Genomic DNA, 16044 nt, shown 5'->3' on the forward strand with positions numbered 1-16044 from the left:
CATCCATCGCCGGCTACGCCAAATCGTGAAACAGACAATTCGACGCACACGTGAGGGAACACTCTTCTCGCTCGGTCCCTTCATGCGTTGTGAGAGGCTGCTGCCGTCATGCATCTCGCCATCGCCTGGGTACAGGAATCAGTCTGGGCAATCGCTTCCGCGCAGATCTCAGCGTTTAGATGAGTGACATGAGGGTGATCGGGTTGATGTCGGGGACGTCGATGGACGGCCTCGACGCGGCGTTGGCGGAGCTTGAGTGGGACGGCGGCGCGGTCGATATGAGGCCGCTGCGTCATATCGAACGGCCGTGGCCGGACGAGATGCGAGCGCGGCTGCACGCCTCGCTGGGCGCGACGACGGCGGGCGAGCTGTGCGAGCTTGACCAGCTGATCGGGCAGGCGTCGGCGGACCTCACCGCCGAGCTGCTGCCCGCCGACCTCGTCGTCAGCCACGGGCAGACGGTCCACCACTGGGTACAAGACGGCAAGGCGAAGGGCACGCTGCAGTTGGGCCAGCCCGCGTGGATCGTCGAGGCGACCGGGCTGCCGGTCATCTCCGACGTCCGCGCGCGCGACATCGCCGCCGGCGGCCACGGCGCCCCGCTCGCCGGGATCCTCGACGACCTGTGGCTGCGGGGTGAACACACCCGCGCGGCGCTCAACCTCGGCGGGATCGCAAACGTGACGATCGTCCGTCGCGGCCGTCCCCCGCGCGCCTTCGACACGGGCCCAGCCAACTGCCTGCTCGACGAGGCAGCACGCCGCACGACGGGCCGGCACAGCGACAAGGACGGCCGCCTCGCCGCCCACGGCAGCCCGGACGCGACGCTCCTCCAAAACCTGCTCGATGACCCCTACTACACGCGCGCACCGCCGAAATCGACTGGCCGCGAGTACTTTCGGCTCGGTGACCTGCCGGGTCTCGCGCCCGAGGATCTGCTGGCGACGCTGACGGAGTTGACCGCGATCACGGTCGCCGACGCGCTCACGCCCTACGCGCCCGTCGAGGTCGTCGCGTCCGGTGGCGGCGTCCGCAACCCGACGCTGCTCGCCGCGCTCAAGCGGCGCCTGCCGGTCGTCCTCAGCGACGAACGTGGCCTGCCCGCGCAGGCCCAGGAGGCCTACCTGATGGCGCTCATCGGCTTCCTCGCCTGGCACCAGGTGCCGCTGCTCACCGGACCGCACGTGCTCGGACGCATCTCCCCCGGCAACACGCCGCTCGCTCTTCCGCCGCAAGCGGACCCGCCCACTGGCCTCCTTATCCGAACGGTGTGAACCCTATCGCCGGTGGCGAGGAGGCAGGTCGGCGCCGAGCCCGCGGTAGAAGAAAGCGTTTCGTCGGTCACGACCGTGCGCGCGATCGGCGCTCACGCGGGGAACGCCGAACGTGTTATTTGAAGCCACTGCTTTCTGCGAAACATGCTCTGTCCCTTCTAACTTGGCGGGTGACGGGCCGAGTAGTCGGCGAACGGCCAACCGCTAAGGCCGCGGCGGCAGCACCGCTAACCACCCATCCGATAGCAACTCCAGCAGCTGCCCGTCTGGATCCCGAACCATCGCCGCTCCCTCGGACACCGTCCCGTCGACCACCGCTCCCCCGAATTCCTCGACGCTCGCCAAGACACCAGGAAGGTCAGAGACCGAAAACGAGATATGCGTCAGCCCCACCTGATCCATCACCCGCTCCGCCCCGATGCGAACCTCACGCTTCGAGTAATCGATAAGTTCGAGCACGAACCCATCCCGCACCAGATACGTAGCGTGCACTCCGAGCGGCTCGGGCAGCTGCAAGAGCTCGGCGGTGCGGTCGTCGGGCGGTTCGATTTCCCACCAGAGCTCGAAGCCGAGCAGACCTTCGTAGAACCGCCGGGATCGTTCACGGTCGGCGACGCACAGTCCAACATGATTGAAAGTTGTGCGGTGAACAGACATTTCAACCTTCCATGACGAGCCAGCGCGGGGCTCGACCGTCGATGACGACCGCTGGCCGACCACCTTCGCCCGCTCAATGGCAAACAATGCAAAGATAGCGTAAATACACCCTTTTTGTTGGAGGGCTTTCGATGGTGACCCGACCCGACGTCCACCCCGACGCAATCGCCGATTTCGACCATCACTCCGACGAGTTCAACCTCAACGAGCTAGCCGTGAACGCCGAGCTGAGACAAAGATGCCCCGTCGCCTGGAACCAGAACTACGGCGGCTTCTGGTTTCTCACCAGCTACGACGCCGTCAGCCAAGCCGCGCGCGACGGCGACACCTTCGCCCACAAGTACGAGCCCAACTCCGACGACGGAATCGACTACCAGGGCGAGATGGGCGTCCCGCGCCCCGAAGGCCAACCGGCACTGGGCATCGGCGAGATCGACGGCCCCTACCACCTGGCCTTGAGACACGCGCTGGCCCCGTTCTTTTCACCGGGCGCTGTCCAGAAGTTAAAGCCCTTCATGGAACAACTGGCACACGAGTTCCTCGACCAGCGAATCACCGAAGGACACATGGACCTCGTGCTCGACTACGCCAGCCCGGTCCCGGCCATCCTGACCATGAAGTTGATGGGCCTGCCCTACGACAACTGGCAGCTCTACGCCAACCTCTTCCACTCCGTCATGGCCCTCCCCCAAGACAGCCCCGAGTACATCGACGCCATCTCCGCGGTCCCCGCCATGATGCAGGGCGTTCTCGACTTCGCGGCGGCCAGACGCGCCAAGCCCAAAGACGACGTCACCAGCTTTCTCATCCAGTTCGAATTCGACGGCCAACGCCACACCGACGAACAGCTGCTCAACATCCTCTGGAACCTCATCGCCGGCGGCGTCGACACCACCACATCGCAGACGGCGCTGACCCTGCTGCACCTGGGCACCCATCCGGATCTGCGCCAACAACTCATCGACCACCCGGAGCTTTACCGCACCGCCACCGACGAGTTCCTGCGTTACTTCTCGGTCAACCAGCAATTGAGCCGCACGGTCACACGCGACGTCGAAATGAACGGCCAATGCCTCCGAAAAGGCGACCGCGTCATCATCAGCTGGCTGGCCGCCAACCACGACGAAAACGAGTTCGACAGACCCGACGAGATCATTCTGGACCGAAACCCCAACCGCCACCTCGCCTTTGGGCTCGGACCGCACCGTTGCATCGGGTCCCATCTGGCACGTCTTATGTCCGAGGTGATGGTCAGGGCGGTACTCGACCGCATCCCCGACTATCAAGTCGACGAAAGCGGCGTCCAGCAATACCTGGGCAACCCGAGCATGACCGGACTGGGCAAGTTACCGGTCACCTTCACGCCAGGAGATCGCCGCACAAATTAGGTCGCCGCCCGCGCCGATTCCCGGATCGAGCTTCCGCCTAACGATCGCCCGTCAACGACCGAGTCGACGCCGCCAGTCCCGAGCTGACATGAACTTGCCCGCCGCCTCCATGATCTTGCCCTTCCTGCGGCTGTAGGGGTACCACATAGCTTCTTTCTTCATCGCGACACGTTCGGCCACAATGCTTTTGGCGCGGCAATACTTCCGGATCCCCTGGGCGCCGCCCGAACGGGAACCGATGCCCGAGTCATTCCAGCCCCCAAACGGGACCCCGAACTGGAAGATGCCCACGAGCGCGTTGTTGATGGTCACCGTTCCGGTGTTCATCTGACGGGCCAAGGCCATCCCCTTCTCCTTGTCCCGCGTCCAGATGCTGCCGGCCAACCCCAGCTTGGAATCGTTGGCCTTATCGATCGCCTCGGCGGCATCGCGCACCTTCATCACCGGCAATGTGGGGCCGAACGTCTCCTCACGCATGCAGTCCATGTTGTGGTCGACGTTGACCAGCACGGTCGGCTCGTAGAAAAACCCGTTGTCGCGCGCCTTCCCGCCGGTGAGCACCTTCGCGCCCTTGCTCACCGCATCCTCAACATGACGGGACACGACGGAGCGCTGCTGCTCAGTCGCCATCGATCCGACATCGCAGGAATAGTCGTGCTTGGTGTCCATGCCAAGGCGCAGCTGCGATGTCTTGGCCACCAGCTTTTCCACGAACTCGTCGTAGACGGGCTCTTCGACGTAGAGGCGTTCCACCGATATGCAAGCCTGACCGGTGAGGCCGAATGCGCCCCATACCGCACCGTCGACCGCCCGGTCGACGTCGGCATCGGCGCACACGATCATCGCGTCCTTGCCCCCGAGCTCCAGGCTGTAAGGGATCAAGCGCTGCGCGGCCGCGGTCGCGATGCGACGCCCGGTGTTTACCGATCCGGTGAACATGATGTAGTCGACGACGTCGACCAAGGCGGCACCGGTTTCCCCCAGACCATTGACCACGTCGAGTACGGCGGGGGCACCGATCTCCTTCCAGCCATCGACCGCGGCCTGCCACGCCAGCGGCGCGAACTCCGACGGCTTGGACAGCACCGCGCACCCCGCTATCAGCGCCGCCGGGATATCCAGCAGTGGCGCCGCCAACGGGCCATTCCACGGAGTGATGACCCCGACGAGCTGGTACGGCTCGTACACGACGGTCAGCTTCTTGGTGGCGTTCGCCGCTCCCCACGGCCGCACCGACTCGTCGGCCAAGAACTTCGCCGCATTGTCGATCCAGTAGTTGATGGCCTGTGTCCCCAACAGCAGCTCGGCGAACGTATCGCCCCAGGACTTACCGCCCTCGAGCTGTACCGAGGTGGACAGTTCGTCGATGTGGTCAAGCAGCCAGTCGCGCCATTTGCCGAGCCATCTGGCGCGTCCCTCGACTCCCAACTGTTGCCAGGCCGGCTGCGCCTCCCGCAGCCGAGCGGCGACGGCCTCAACCTCAGCCGCCGACGCGATTGGCACGCTGCCGACGCGTTCGCCGGTGGCGGGGCATTTCACCACGACTTCGCGGGGGGCTTCCGCTCCGATCGGGCTTTGTGGGGCTTCCATATCGGTATGCATCGCCGTCACCTCCGGCCGCGTTTGCTAGCTGGCAAACAGAATACGGCGAACGCAATCCCGACTACCAGACTCAGCCGATGACTTCGACCTCGCAGTTGACGCCCGAGGGGCGCGAAAGGCGCGCATCAGAGGTGACCAGCACGACATCAAGGGCCTCGGCCAGAGCAATGTACGCGGCATCGTAAGGCGTAACCACATGCCGGAGTTCCCAGATGCGTTCCAACAACGGTTGATGCGACGACCGACGCAGGGGTAAGTCTGCAAGATCTGCTAAGGCACCGGCGGCTCTTCGAGCGGGCAAGAATTTTGCGGCAACATGGCGGCGCCACACCGAGACGACCTCGAGGTCAACAAGTTCGGGAGCGACCAGCGTTTCGTCCGCTAAGCGCTCCCGGGCACGCCGGCCGGCTGGTCCGTCGTCGCCCAGCGCTACCGCCAATACGCTCGCCTCAACGACGATCACGTTCTGCCCGAACGTGATCGACGGCGTCCTTGAAGGAAACCCGCCCACCACGGCGTGCGGCGATGCGGTCGAAAATCTCGTCCAGGGTGGGTTGATTCGCTTCTGCGATCAGACGGCTCCGAAGGTACTCCTGCAGCGATTGATGTGCGCGTGCGGCTCGCTCTCGCAGGACGCGATGAGTGTCGTCGGGAACATCTTTGATTTGCACGCTCGGCATGGCGCCATTTTGGCGCTATTGGCGCCAAAACACAAGTCCAGTCGAAGTGTTTGCGCCCGAGTTGTCGCGCGGAGGTGGACCACAATGACCATCCTCCGGGCGGGAGACCAGAGTGGCAGAAGTGACTAAGTCACCAGCACCTCATCGAGATTGCGCCATTAGGCTCGTTGAGATGCACGCACGCGCCCAAGTGTTGATCACGGCCACAGAGCTGGCCAGCCTCATCGAGTCCGGCGACCCGCTAACCATCCTGGACGTGCGCTGGCGCCTCGACGAACCAGACGGGCGCACGGCCTACTTAGACGGCCATCTCCCAGGTTCGGTGTACGTGTCACTCGAGGACGAACTCAGCGACCACACGATCACCGGCCGCGGCCGACATCCGTTGCCAAAGGGACCCAGTCTGCAGGCCGCCGCACGCCGATGGGGTGTCCGACAGGACGTCTCCGTCGTGGTGTACGACGACTGGAGCCGAGCCGGTTCCGCGCGAGCCTGGTGGGTGCTAACCGCCGCCGGCATCAAGAATGTACGCATCCTGGACGGTGGCCTCCCAGCCTGGCAGTCAGCCGGAGGCAGCCTCGACACCGGCCCGGTCACTCCCCAACCTGGGAATGTGATTGTGCCACATAGTAATTTGTACGCCGGAGCCCTACCTACGCTCAATGCGCAGCAGTGCACCGCAGACGACGTGACACTGCTCGACGCGCGCGCACCCGAACGCTTTCGCGGCGAGGTGGAGCCCGTCGACCCGGTTGCCGGTCACATCCCGGGCGCCCGAAATCTTCCCAGCGGCGCCCTACTATCAAGCGACGGAACGTTTCTCGACGACGGCAAGCTCAGACAACTGCTCTTCGACCGCGGCATCAAGCATGACCGAATAGGCGCCTATTGCGGCTCAGGTGTTACCGCGACGATCACGGTCGCAGCACTCGCCACAATCGGCTACGACGCGGCCCTGTTTCCCGGGTCGTGGTCTGAGTGGAGTTCGGATCCGAGCCGCGCCGTCGCCCGCGGCCCGGAGTAGACCGGTCGGCTCGGTTTCGCACTGGCGTTACGCTGGCGACACTCCTAGAAGGTGAGGCCTTCAGAATGAGCGACATGACTGCACGGTTCGCCGAGATCGTCGGCACGCACAACTTGCTGACCGGCGACGCGATCTCCGAAGACTATTCGCATGACGAGGAGCTGACGAAGCCACCACAAAAGCCGGCCTACGTCGCCAAACCGGCTACCGCACAAGAAGTTGCACAGCTGCTGAAAACCGCCACGGAACAAAACATCCCGGTGACGGCTCGCGGGTCCGGCAGTGGCCTGTCCGGTGCAGCGCGGCCGCGAACCGAGGGACTGCTGATCTCCTTCGAGCGGATGAACGCGGTCCTGGAGGTCGATACCACCAACCAGATCGCCGTCGTCCAGCCCGGCGTCACCCTCACCGACCTCGACACCGCCACCGCCGACACCGGTCTGCGGTACATGGTTCACCCCGGCGAACTGTCCTCCAGCGTCGGCGGCAACGTCGGAACCAACGCCGGCGGAATGCGTGCCGTCAAGTACGGCGTGGCCCGCCACAACGTGCTCGGCCTGCAGGCTGTGCTACCCACCGGCGAGATCATCCGCACCGGCGGCCGGATCGCCAAAGTGTCCACCGGCTACGACCTGACACAACTAATCGTCGGCTCCGAAGGCACTTTGGCCCTGGCCACCGAGGTGATCGTCAAACTGCATCCGCGCCTCGACCACAGCGCAACGGTGCTCGCCCCGTTCGCCGACTTCGACCAAGTCATGGAGGCCGTGCCGCAGATCCTGGCCAGCGGCCTGATCCCCTACATCCTCGAATACATCGACAACATGACGATGGCCGCACTCGTCTACTCCCAAAACCTGGAGCTGGGCGTTCCGGACAAGATCCGCGAGACCTGCCAGGCGTATCTTGTTTTGGCGCTTGAGAACCGCACCGCAAACCGACTGGACGAAGACGTCGAGCGGGCAGGCGAGCTACTCGCCGAACTGGGCGCACTGGACGCGTATGTGCTTGAAGGCGGCTCGGCGCGCAAGCTGATCGAGGCGCGTGAGAAGACGTTCTGGACGGCCAAGGCAGCCGGCGCGGACGACATCATCGACGCCGTCGTCCCGCGCGCATCGATGCCGAAATTCCTCACCACCGCACGGGGTTTGGCTTCAGCCGCCGGCGGTGCCGTGATCGGCTGTGGGCATGCCGGCGACGGCAACGTGCATCTGGGCATCTTTCTGAAAGACGCCGACAAGAGAAAGCAGCTGATGACCGACATCTTCGCCCTGGCAATGGAATTGGGCGGCGCAATCTCCGGTGAACACGGCCTGGGCTGCGCCAAAACCCCGTACTTCCTCGAGCTTGAAGACCCAGCCAAGATCAGCCTCATGCGCCGCATCAAGCAGAGCTTCGACCCGGCGGGCATCCTCAACCCAGACGTCCTCTTCGCCGCACCGGAAGACTGAACTAGCCGAACAATTGGGCCACAGCGCTCGCGACTATCAACTCCGGGTCCTGCTGAATATCGACCGCGGCTAGCTCGCCGCCGATAGCCAGGGAAGCTACCCCGTGCACCAATGACCAAAGCGGACCGGCGATTTCACGGGGGTCTCGTCTCCCGATGATGCCCGCCTCCTGACACGCCGTGATCGCGCCGAGTAGGTCGTCGAACGCCTGCTCCCCGGCAACGGCCAGGGTCGGGTGGTCCGCCTTGGTGAGCTCGGCGCCGAACATCACCCGGTAGTGATCGGGATGGCTGACCGCCCAGCGCACATAGGCACGCCCAAGTTGGATCACGCGATCCTTCGGGTCCGACGCGGCCTCGGCGGCCGCACCCAACGCGGCGTGGAGTTCGAGGAATCCCTGCTGAGCGACGGTGGCCAGCAATTCGGCCTTATCGGCGAAATGCCGGTAGGGCGCGGCGGCGCTGACACCGGCACGCCGTGCCGCCTCCGTCAGCGTGAAACCTTTCGGCCCCTTCTCGGCCACCAGCGATAGCGCCGCCCCGGTAAGCGCCCGTTTGAGATCGCCGTGGTGGTAGCTGTCACGACGCGCCGGCGACCGAGGTGGGCCCTTCCGCTCACGTTTCATGTTGACGACATTAACATCGTCGACTATGTGAATACTATTCACATGGAGAGGCGTAGAGGAGCAGAAATGAGCAAGCCACTCAGCGACGCATCACTACCTGCCCGCGCAGGGGACCGCGACAGGCAGAAGACGGCCACGCGGCTTGGCCAGGCGCTCGCGCAGGGCTATTTGCGGATGGACGAATACGAGGAAAGAGTGCAAGCGGCCTTCCAAATGGAGACCATCCGCGAACTTCAGCAACTCGTCGCCGATCTGCCCCTCGACCGCATCCGGCGCGCCGACCCTCGCCGGCACGCCGCCCGGATGGCCGCGGCTCGCCGCGGGGTACGGGTTCACCTCGGTGCCTACTTCGCGATGGTCGCCATCGTGCTCACTGTCTGGACCGCGGTCGCCGTCACGACGGGTGCTTGGTACTTCTGGCCGATCTGGCCAATCATGGGCGGCGCGATCGGCCTGGTCAGCCACGCTATGTCGGCACCGGGCAGTCGAGCCGGTCAGCCTTGGCCGCCCGTCATCGCACCGTCACTGTCGCGGTGAACGTGCACACCGGCGCCGGATCGCTCCCCACGATGCGGGCATAATCGGCGACGATCGTCGTAGTCCCCGCCTTCAACGCAGCGAACATCCACACCTCCGTGCCGGGTGCTCCCACCAAATCAGACTTCGGGCGCAGGTAGTCGTGACTGGTCTGCTTTACGATGGCGGCGTCACCGATCTTGGTATCGGCCGTCCACCGGTACGGCGTGGTGTGATTCGAGCCCAACGTCACCTTGAGCGTGTCGCGGACCCCCAGCGCGATGTCGCGATCAATAGTGCTGTGCTGCAGGACGTCGTCGATGGAGACCTGGATCGTTTTCGTCGCCGCCCGCCGTCCCGGACCACCCGAGCAACCCAACACCGCCGCGGCGACAAGCACGGCAACCATGAGCAGAACCGGGGTCTTCATGAGGCTAAATATTCAGGTCTGTACCCGACGAAAACCATAAATCCGCCCGGACGGCCGGTCAAACGTGGCGTTTCCGCGCGCCGGCTGGCAAACAGTCCGGTAGCTTCTAGACGTGTTTGGCATCATCCGGCCCTGCCGCCATCGGCTCGGCGGCGAGCTTGCCGCCGCGTGGCGAGCTCAATTGTGCGGATTGTGCCTGGCTCTGCGCGATGACTACGGGCAGATCGCGCGGATCGCCACCAACTACGACGGCTTGGTCGTCTCCCTCTTGGTCGAAGCCCAGTCGGTCGCCGGACCGAGCCGCCGCACAGCCGGGCCGTGCCCGCTGCGCGGAATGCGGCGCGCCGACGTGGCCACCGGTGACTGCGTGCGGTTGGCCGCCGTCGTGTCACTGGCGCTGGCCGCGGCGAAGGTGCGCGATCACGTCGACGACCGCGACGGCATGGTCGGCGCGGTCGGGGTGCGGCCGGCCGCGCGACGCGTCGCCGAGCGGTGGGTGCGCCAGGGGACCGATGCTGGTCACACCCTGGGATTCGACACCGGCGTGCTCGTCGCCGCGATGGACCGGCAGGCCGGGCTCGAGGCAGCGGCCGTCCCCGGTAGCTCGCTGCTGGCGGTGACCGAGCCCACCGAGACCGCCGTCGCCGCCGCGTTCGCGCACACGGCGGTGTTGGCCGGCCGTCCCGGTAACGAGGCGCCGTTGCGTGAGATCGGCCAGCTCTTCGGGCGGGTGGCTCACCTGCTGGACGCGGTCGAGGATTACCGCGACGACGTGGCGCGCGGCAAGTGGAATCCGTTGGCCGCCACCGAAACTCCGGTCTCCAAGGTGCGTACCCTGTGCGACGACGCGGTGCTGGGCATCGAATTGGCGCTGGCCGACGTGGAATTCGTCGACGGCCGACTTGCCCACCGGTTGCTGACCCGCGAGCTTCGCCGAGCCGTCTCGCGCACCTTCGGCGGCGCTGGATATACCGCGCGTGACGTAACACCACACGGCGAGCAGCAAGGCATCAACTTCGGCAACCAGCCCGTCGGCGCCGGCTATCCCTACGGCCAGGACGGCAGCGAGGAAGCCATGGCGCCCGGCCAGGTGCCCAAGAAGGGTGGACGCGGGGACGACGGCAGTTGCGTCTGCTGCTGCGACGGTTGCGACTGCTGCTGCGACTGCGGCGACTGCTGCGACTGCGCATAAAGGCTGCTTGGCTGACGGTTGCCGATTCCCCGCATCGGTGATGACAGGATGGTCCGGTGTTTGGGCTTGTTGTCATCGTCGCGCTTGTCGGCACGGTCATCGTCGGAACGGTGTTGGGGCGGCGCTATCGCGTGGGTCCGCCCGTTCTGCTCATCGTGCTCGGCTCGCTGCTGGGCCTGATCCCCGATGTCGGCAGCGTCCACATCAACGGCGAGATCGTGCTGCTGCTGTTCCTGCCGGCGATCCTCTATTGGGAGAGCCTGAACACCAGCTTTCGCGAGATCCGCAGAAACCTGCGTGTCATCGTCATGTTCAGCATCGGCTTGGTGATCGCCACCGCCTTCACCGTGTCGTGGACGGCGCGAGCGCTCGGCATGGAATCGCACGCGGCCGCGGTGCTAGGCGCGGTGCTCTCCCCCACCGACGCCGCCGCTGTGGCAGGCCTGGCCAAGAAGCTGCCACGCCGCGCCCTCACCGTCTTACGCGCCGAGAGCATCATCAACGACGGGACCGCGCTGGTCCTGTTCGCGGTGACAGTCCACGTCGCGGTCGGCGGAGCCGAGATCAGTCCGCCCGACTTGACGCTCCGGTTCGTCGGCTCCTACCTCGGCGGTATCGCCGCAGGACTGCTGGTCGGTGGCGCGGTGACCTTGCTGCGCCGTGGCATCGACGCGCCGCTGGAAGAGGGAGCGCTGAGCCTTGTGACGCCGTTCGGGGCGTTCTTGCTGGCCCAATCTTTCGAGTGCAGCGGCGTGGTCGCAGTCATGGTGTCGGCCCTGATGCTCTCCTATTTCGGACCGGTGGTGATCCGGGCCCGCTCCCGACTGCAGTCCTACGGCTTCTGGGACATGTCGACGTTTTTGATCAACGGATCGCTGTGGGTGTTCGTCGGAGTTCAACTTCCCGGCGCGCTACGAGGAATCAACAACGTTCACGGTGGACTTCGCCAAGCCGTAGTGCTGGCGCTGGCGGTGACCGCCGTCGTCATCGTGACCCGGATTGCCTGGGTCGAAGTCACCACCGTGCTAGGGCGAATAGTGGATCGCAGTCTGCGGCGTACCAGCCGGGCCGTCGACTTTCGTCAGCGCTTCGTTACCGGCTGGGCGGGCTTCCGCGGTGCGGTGTCGCTGGCCGCGGCACTGGCCGTTCCGCTGACCACACTCGGCGGCGCACCGTTTCCTGATCGCAGCCTGATTATTTTCGTGGTGTCCGTCGTCATCCTGACCACCGTCTTGCTGCAGGGCAGCACACTGCCCATGGTCGTTCGGTGGGCGCGAATGCCCGAAGACGTCGCCCACGCTGACGAATTGCAGCTGGCGCGTAGCCGCAGCGCCGAAGCGGCTCTCGAGGCGTTGCCGGCGGTCGCCAACGAAGTCGGTCTGAGTGAGGACTTAATGCGCCGGCTACGAAAGGAATACGAAGAACATGCCGCACTGGTGATGGCAACCGACGAATGCTCGGCAGCGAGCGGCTTGGCCGAGCGCAGCGAACTGGTGCGGCGGGTGCGACTGGGCGTGCTCGAGCACCAGCGCCGAGCCATCACCGTGCTGCGGAACCAAAACCGCATCGACGACATCGTGCTGCGCGAGCTGCAGGAGGAAATGGATCTCGAAGAAGTTCAGCTTCTCGAGTCCGGTGCGGAATAATGCCGAGCAGACGCAGAATCGTCCAAATCGCGCCCGAATTACGCGACTTTGCGTCTGCTCGTCGCCCTTAAGCCGGGGACGCTTGGCCGGGCACCACGAGGTCGAGCCCGCTGAGAATCCCCGGATCCGCCGCACACACCGCGGGGATCGCGTTGACCACCCGGGCGGCGGTGGCGGCCGAGCCGGGCAGTTCCCCGCCGTTGAGCGCAAAGTCAACCTGAACCGGCGGATCGCCTTCCACATTGATTCGGGTCAGCCGACGCGTCGCGCTGCCCGCCGCGATACCCGGCTCCCAGTCTTCTACCGGTTCGTCAGGCATCGACCAGATTGCCGAGAACTGCACCCGCGGCTGGCCGTCAACGATGCCGTCGAATCGCATCCGCACGCTGGCTATCGTGCCGGATGGAATCTCGCCGGCTTCAAACTTGTAGTGGCGATCGGCAAGCGCAATGTCGCGGTGCTCGCGGATCTCGTCGAGAGCCAAGCCGAGCCCCTGCGCCAGCAGCCGCAATGCTGGCCCTAGGTGGCCAATCATCGCTCCCGACGGATACGCCTCGGCATCTTCCTCTGGAGTGCGCCCGAAGCCCATCATCGCGAAGAAGCCCGGTACCCGATAGCTTCCGCAGGGAATACGTTCTTGGACACAGACTTTCGTTGGCAACGCAGTCATGCTGGCCGCATGCACCGCAAGAATGTCGCTGGCAAAGCCGGGCGCGATCCCTGCCGCGAACAGCGAGCTATTGCCCGCCTGGCATGCCGCTTGCAGCTTCTGGCGCACTGCCTCGTCCAGCGATGGCGGATGAAAGAGCGCGAAATGTGATGGTATGACGATGTTTTTCCCGCTCGCCAGGATTGCGCACAGCTGGTCGACGACAGCCGCATTGTCCCGTCCGGAAACCGATGCGAAGTAGGTCACGCAATCGGCATCCAAAGCGACGAAGTCCTCAAAGCTGTCGGAAGCCACTACCCCGACGGCGGATTCGCCGATCAGCTTGCCGGAGTCCTGGCCCACCTTCTCGGGGTTGTGCACCAGGTGACCGACCAACTGCAGGCGCGGCGACTGCAGCACCTGGCGTAGCGCAATCGTTCCGGTGTAGCCTGTGCCGACATGAGCCACTCGATACATGTTGCGCCACTTCATAATTCAGATACCTGCCCAACTCTGCATGAAGGCTGCAGTCGTCCGTGCGGCGTTGTTCGCCGCAATCTGCTTGTAGAAGAAGAACGAGACCGGAAAGGGCGGCAGCCGCAGCGGATCTCCCTGCCCGTCTGAAATGCCCCGGATACCAAGGAAGGGAACACCATGCTTATTGGCGACGGCTTGCGCCGCCGCGGTCTCATTGTCCATAGCATCGTAAATCGGGTTCAGCGTCGCGATGTTCAAGTTGCTGATCAGAGCGTTCTTCAGCCACGGCCCGACAGCCCCGAAGAAGTTGCCGGTATGAAAAAGTGAGCGATCCGGTGCGCTGCAGGGTTGGCAGCCGAAAACGTCGCCCCCGTTGGGGATACAGGGGAAAGCGTGGCCGTTGTTGTTGTCGGAGCTGACGCCGTCGCCGCCGACGACCAATTGCGGTATGCGCCCGAGGTTGTTCAGCCGAAAAATCGGAGCCTTCTTGAACAAGCCGATGGGGTTGCCGAGGGTGTTGATGTTTTCCAGTGCGACAGACAGCGTCTGGGCCGTTGCCAGCATGCCGGGATCGACCGGCTGAAATGTCGTGCCATTGTCCAGGGTCCACTGTGCGGGTATGGCCACATCTCCGATCTTGAGGCGTGCACCGCCGCCTGCGACACCTGAAAATACCACTGCGCCAATGGATATGTCGGATGCAGAGGTGAAGCGAGCGAAAGCGGTTTCGGTGGTCTGGGTCGCGTTCACCAGACCAATGCCCGTCATCGCGACGATCACCTTCTTGCCGCTCATTGTGCCGAGGTAGAAGTGCCGACGATCGGCGACCACCACGGGGTTGGGATCGAGTGTGGTGTGCGTAAGCACCGCGTCGGCTTCCGCCGGAAAGGCGGACAGCACCAGCGTGCGCTGTTCGCATGCAGACGTCATGGCCGGCGCGTTCCTGGGTTCGGCGCCGCACCACCGCTGTTTCGAATGAGAAAGCTCGGGCAACGCTTGGTCACGGTTATCATTCTTTTGGTTCAGCGATTTCGTGTCGTCACGCAATCTAGGTCAGGGATAGTGAAGCACTCGAGCACCCCGACAGCACAGCAGTTCTACGACGACGCCGACCTGACCCGTGCCATCACTGCTTACAAGTTCTTCTACCCCACCGTCTCCGGAGCCGCCATCATCAAAGGCAACCAGGCCGCCGGGCTGGTCCCCAACAAGGTGTTCGGCATCCTGGACTGCGGACCCGAGCAGCTGGTCTACACGGGGAATTCCGACACCCCGTACGGACCGCTGCTGCTGGATCTGAGCGAGGGCCCCCTGGTCGTCGAGCTGCAACCTGGACCGCTCATCGTCTTCTCGATGGACATCAACCAACGTTGGGTCGCAGACATTGGTCTGCCCGGGCCGGACGCCGGCAATGGTGGGAAACACCTGCTCCTCGGCCATGGCTACAGCGGTGCCATTCCCGACGCTGGGTACTACTTGCACCGGGCCAGCAGCAATCGCCAAATCGTCGGAGCACGGTCGCTGCCAGTCGGCGGTGACGTCGCAGCGGCCAAACAACGCCTCACCACCATCAAGGTGTACCCCCTCCACCCGAACACCGAGTGGGCGGAACCGCAGTGGCTCGATCTGACCGGAAAGTTTCAGGACACCACGCCGCTGCAGTGGGAAACCAACCTCAAGTTCTGGGAAGTGCTGCACGAAACCATCGACACAGAGCCCATTTTTCCGGGATACCACACGCATTACGGCGAACTCGCCGCGCTTGGTATCGAGAAGGGCAGACCTTTCGAGCCCGACGACGCAATGAAAAGCCTGCTGGAATCGGCCGCCCAGGCCGGCAACGCTCAGATGCGGGTCCAGTCGTTCGCCGACCGCAGCCCCGACCGTCGAGTGTGGGAGAACCGGCAGTGGGAATGGGCCGCGATGCGTCATGAGGACGGTAACTCCAGTACCGTTAACCACCTCGACCTCTGTGCCCGGGAGAAGTGGTTTTATCAGGCCATCGGCGCCTCGCCGGCCATGTTCCGCCGCGACACCCACGCCGGCTCGCTGTACTGGCTGGGGCTCCGCGACAGCTCGGGAACGCCACTCGACGGCGGGCGACACTACAAGCTAACGGTTCCACTTCCCGTGCCGGGCAAGCTGTTCTGGTCGGTCACCGTTTACGACGTCGATAGCCGCTCCCAGATCCAGGCCACCCAGAACAAGGCCGCCCTGCGCTCACTATTCGAGCTCAATGATCTGAGTGGCGACCACGCCGAGCTCTTTTTCGGCCCGACACCACCAGGCGGCCAGGTGGACCGCTGGATCCAGACCATTCCCGGCAAGGGCTGGTTCGTCTACTTCCGCATCTACGGTCCTCTGCAGGCAGCGTTCGACGGTGCTTGGCGCCCGGGGGATTTCGAGGAGCTGCTGGTGGACTCCCGGTGAGTG

Annotated in this window: 16 protein-coding genes; 8 read left to right on the top strand and 8 right to left on the bottom strand. The window is 64.5% G+C overall.

Annotation, left to right across the window (positions count from 1 at the left end; all coding sequences use genetic code 11):
* Positions 1 to 188 precede the first annotated feature (188 nt).
* Positions 189 to 1274, top strand: coding sequence for an anhydro-N-acetylmuramic acid kinase (locus AC5Y21_RS24290; protein ID WP_499916382.1), 1086 nt, complete (start codon positions 189 to 191; stop codon positions 1272 to 1274).
* Positions 1275 to 1478: 204 nt separating this feature from the next.
* Here AC5Y21_RS24290 and AC5Y21_RS24295 read toward each other — a convergent pair whose 3' ends face one another.
* Positions 1479 to 1931, bottom strand: a complete 453-nt coding sequence (locus AC5Y21_RS24295; RefSeq protein WP_499916384.1) for a VOC family protein — start codon at positions 1929 to 1931, stop codon at positions 1479 to 1481.
* A gap of 131 nt (positions 1932 to 2062) precedes the next feature.
* Between AC5Y21_RS24295 and AC5Y21_RS24300 the strand changes: the two genes are divergently transcribed.
* The gene (locus AC5Y21_RS24300; protein WP_499916386.1) at positions 2063 to 3319 is read left to right on the top strand and encodes a cytochrome P450; all 1257 of its coding nucleotides are present in this window, start codon (positions 2063 to 2065) and stop codon (positions 3317 to 3319) included.
* 51 nt (positions 3320 to 3370) lie between these two features.
* Here AC5Y21_RS24300 and AC5Y21_RS24305 read toward each other — a convergent pair whose 3' ends face one another.
* The 3 genes from AC5Y21_RS24305 to AC5Y21_RS24315 all read right to left on the bottom strand — a co-directional run bounded on the left by AC5Y21_RS24305 (position 3371) and on the right by AC5Y21_RS24315 (position 5601).
* A complete protein-coding gene (locus AC5Y21_RS24305) occupies positions 3371 to 4921 on the bottom strand; it encodes an aldehyde dehydrogenase family protein (protein WP_499916390.1) in 1551 nt (516 codons plus the stop codon).
* A 70-nt stretch (positions 4922 to 4991) separates the two neighbouring features.
* Positions 4992 to 5384 (bottom strand): type II toxin-antitoxin system VapC family toxin, encoded by a 393-nt coding sequence (locus tag AC5Y21_RS24310; RefSeq protein ID WP_499916392.1) that lies wholly within the window; start codon positions 5382 to 5384, stop codon positions 4992 to 4994.
* Positions 5371 to 5601: a FitA-like ribbon-helix-helix domain-containing protein gene (locus tag AC5Y21_RS24315; RefSeq protein ID WP_499916394.1), complete on the bottom strand. Its 231-nt coding sequence runs from the start codon at positions 5599 to 5601 to the stop codon at positions 5371 to 5373. Before AC5Y21_RS24315 ends, AC5Y21_RS24310 begins: the two co-directional genes overlap by 14 nt.
* A 172-nt stretch (positions 5602 to 5773) precedes the next feature.
* Here AC5Y21_RS24315 and AC5Y21_RS24320 point away from each other — a divergent pair, with 172 nt between their 5' ends.
* Entirely contained in the window at positions 5774 to 6625 is an 852-nt protein-coding gene (locus AC5Y21_RS24320) for a sulfurtransferase (RefSeq protein WP_499916396.1), read from the top strand.
* Positions 6626 to 6690: 65 nt separating this feature from the next.
* Positions 6691 to 8076 carry an FAD-binding oxidoreductase gene (locus AC5Y21_RS24325; RefSeq protein ID WP_499916398.1) on the top strand — a complete coding sequence of 462 codons (1386 nt, stop codon included), beginning with the start codon at positions 6691 to 6693 and terminating at the stop codon, positions 8074 to 8076.
* 1 nt (position 8077) lies between these two features.
* On the opposite strand, the gene AC5Y21_RS24330 is transcribed toward AC5Y21_RS24325, so the two are convergent.
* Positions 8078 to 8701, bottom strand: a complete 624-nt coding sequence (locus AC5Y21_RS24330; protein WP_499916400.1) for a TetR/AcrR family transcriptional regulator — start codon at positions 8699 to 8701, stop codon at positions 8078 to 8080.
* A gap of 66 nt (positions 8702 to 8767) precedes the next feature.
* On the opposite strand from AC5Y21_RS24330, the gene AC5Y21_RS24335 reads away from it, so the two are divergent.
* On the top strand, positions 8768 to 9238 hold the full coding sequence (locus tag AC5Y21_RS24335; RefSeq protein ID WP_499916402.1) for a DUF1707 domain-containing protein: 471 nt from the start codon (positions 8768 to 8770) through the stop codon (positions 9236 to 9238).
* On the opposite strand, the gene AC5Y21_RS24340 is transcribed toward AC5Y21_RS24335, so the two are convergent.
* Positions 9213 to 9647, bottom strand: a complete 435-nt coding sequence (locus AC5Y21_RS24340) for a protease inhibitor I42 family protein (protein ID WP_499916404.1) — start codon at positions 9645 to 9647, stop codon at positions 9213 to 9215. The two genes, AC5Y21_RS24335 and AC5Y21_RS24340, sit on opposite strands and share 26 nt — an antisense overlap.
* A gap of 112 nt (positions 9648 to 9759) precedes the next feature.
* Here AC5Y21_RS24340 and AC5Y21_RS24345 point away from each other — a divergent pair, with 112 nt between their 5' ends.
* A complete protein-coding gene (locus AC5Y21_RS24345) occupies positions 9760 to 10839 on the top strand; it encodes a DUF5685 family protein (RefSeq protein WP_499916406.1) in 1080 nt (359 codons plus the stop codon).
* 56 nt (positions 10840 to 10895) lie between these two features.
* Positions 10896 to 12485: a Na+/H+ antiporter gene (locus AC5Y21_RS24350; RefSeq protein WP_499916408.1), complete on the top strand. Its 1590-nt coding sequence runs from the start codon at positions 10896 to 10898 to the stop codon at positions 12483 to 12485.
* Positions 12486 to 12552: 67 nt separating this feature from the next.
* Here AC5Y21_RS24350 and AC5Y21_RS24355 read toward each other — a convergent pair whose 3' ends face one another.
* On the bottom strand, positions 12553 to 13449 hold the full coding sequence (locus tag AC5Y21_RS24355; protein WP_499916410.1) for a hypothetical protein: 897 nt from the start codon (positions 13447 to 13449) through the stop codon (positions 12553 to 12555).
* Between the two features lie 180 nt (positions 13450 to 13629).
* Complete coding sequence (locus tag AC5Y21_RS24360) at positions 13630 to 14658, bottom strand: 5'-methylthioadenosine/S-adenosylhomocysteine nucleosidase family protein (protein ID WP_499916412.1); 1029 nt, start codon at positions 14656 to 14658, stop codon at positions 13630 to 13632.
* A gap of 15 nt (positions 14659 to 14673) precedes the next feature.
* On the opposite strand from AC5Y21_RS24360, the gene AC5Y21_RS24365 reads away from it, so the two are divergent.
* Positions 14674 to 16041, top strand: coding sequence for a DUF1214 domain-containing protein (locus tag AC5Y21_RS24365; RefSeq protein ID WP_499916414.1), 1368 nt, complete (start codon positions 14674 to 14676; stop codon positions 16039 to 16041).
* The last annotated feature ends 3 nt before the right edge of the window (positions 16042 to 16044 follow it).

This window comes from Mycobacterium sp. NGS41 (genome assembly GCF_059812725.1).

What these genes read in the sequence shown, in the direction of transcription:
- AC5Y21_RS24295 (WP_499916384.1), bottom strand. Translation starts at nt 1,931, where the DNA reads ATGTCTGTTCACCGCACAACTTTCAATCATGTTGGACTGTGCGTCGCC.
- AC5Y21_RS24315 (WP_499916394.1), bottom strand. Translation starts at nt 5,601, where the DNA reads ATGCCGAGCGTGCAAATCAAAGATGTTCCCGACGACACTCATCGCGTC.
- AC5Y21_RS24325 (WP_499916398.1), top strand. Translation starts at nt 6,691, where the DNA reads ATGAGCGACATGACTGCACGGTTCGCCGAGATCGTCGGCACGCACAAC.
- AC5Y21_RS24305 (WP_499916390.1), bottom strand. Translation starts at nt 4,921, where the DNA reads ATGCATACCGATATGGAAGCCCCACAAAGCCCGATCGGAGCGGAAGCC.
- AC5Y21_RS24290 (WP_499916382.1), top strand. Translation starts at nt 189, where the DNA reads ATGAGGGTGATCGGGTTGATGTCGGGGACGTCGATGGACGGCCTCGAC.
- AC5Y21_RS24320 (WP_499916396.1), top strand. Translation starts at nt 5,774, where the DNA reads ATGCACGCACGCGCCCAAGTGTTGATCACGGCCACAGAGCTGGCCAGC.
- AC5Y21_RS24335 (WP_499916402.1), top strand. Translation starts at nt 8,768, where the DNA reads ATGAGCAAGCCACTCAGCGACGCATCACTACCTGCCCGCGCAGGGGAC.
- AC5Y21_RS24340 (WP_499916404.1), bottom strand. Translation starts at nt 9,647, where the DNA reads ATGAAGACCCCGGTTCTGCTCATGGTTGCCGTGCTTGTCGCCGCGGCG.
- AC5Y21_RS24330 (WP_499916400.1), bottom strand. Translation starts at nt 8,701, where the DNA reads ATGAAACGTGAGCGGAAGGGCCCACCTCGGTCGCCGGCGCGTCGTGAC.
- AC5Y21_RS24300 (WP_499916386.1), top strand. Translation starts at nt 2,063, where the DNA reads ATGGTGACCCGACCCGACGTCCACCCCGACGCAATCGCCGATTTCGAC.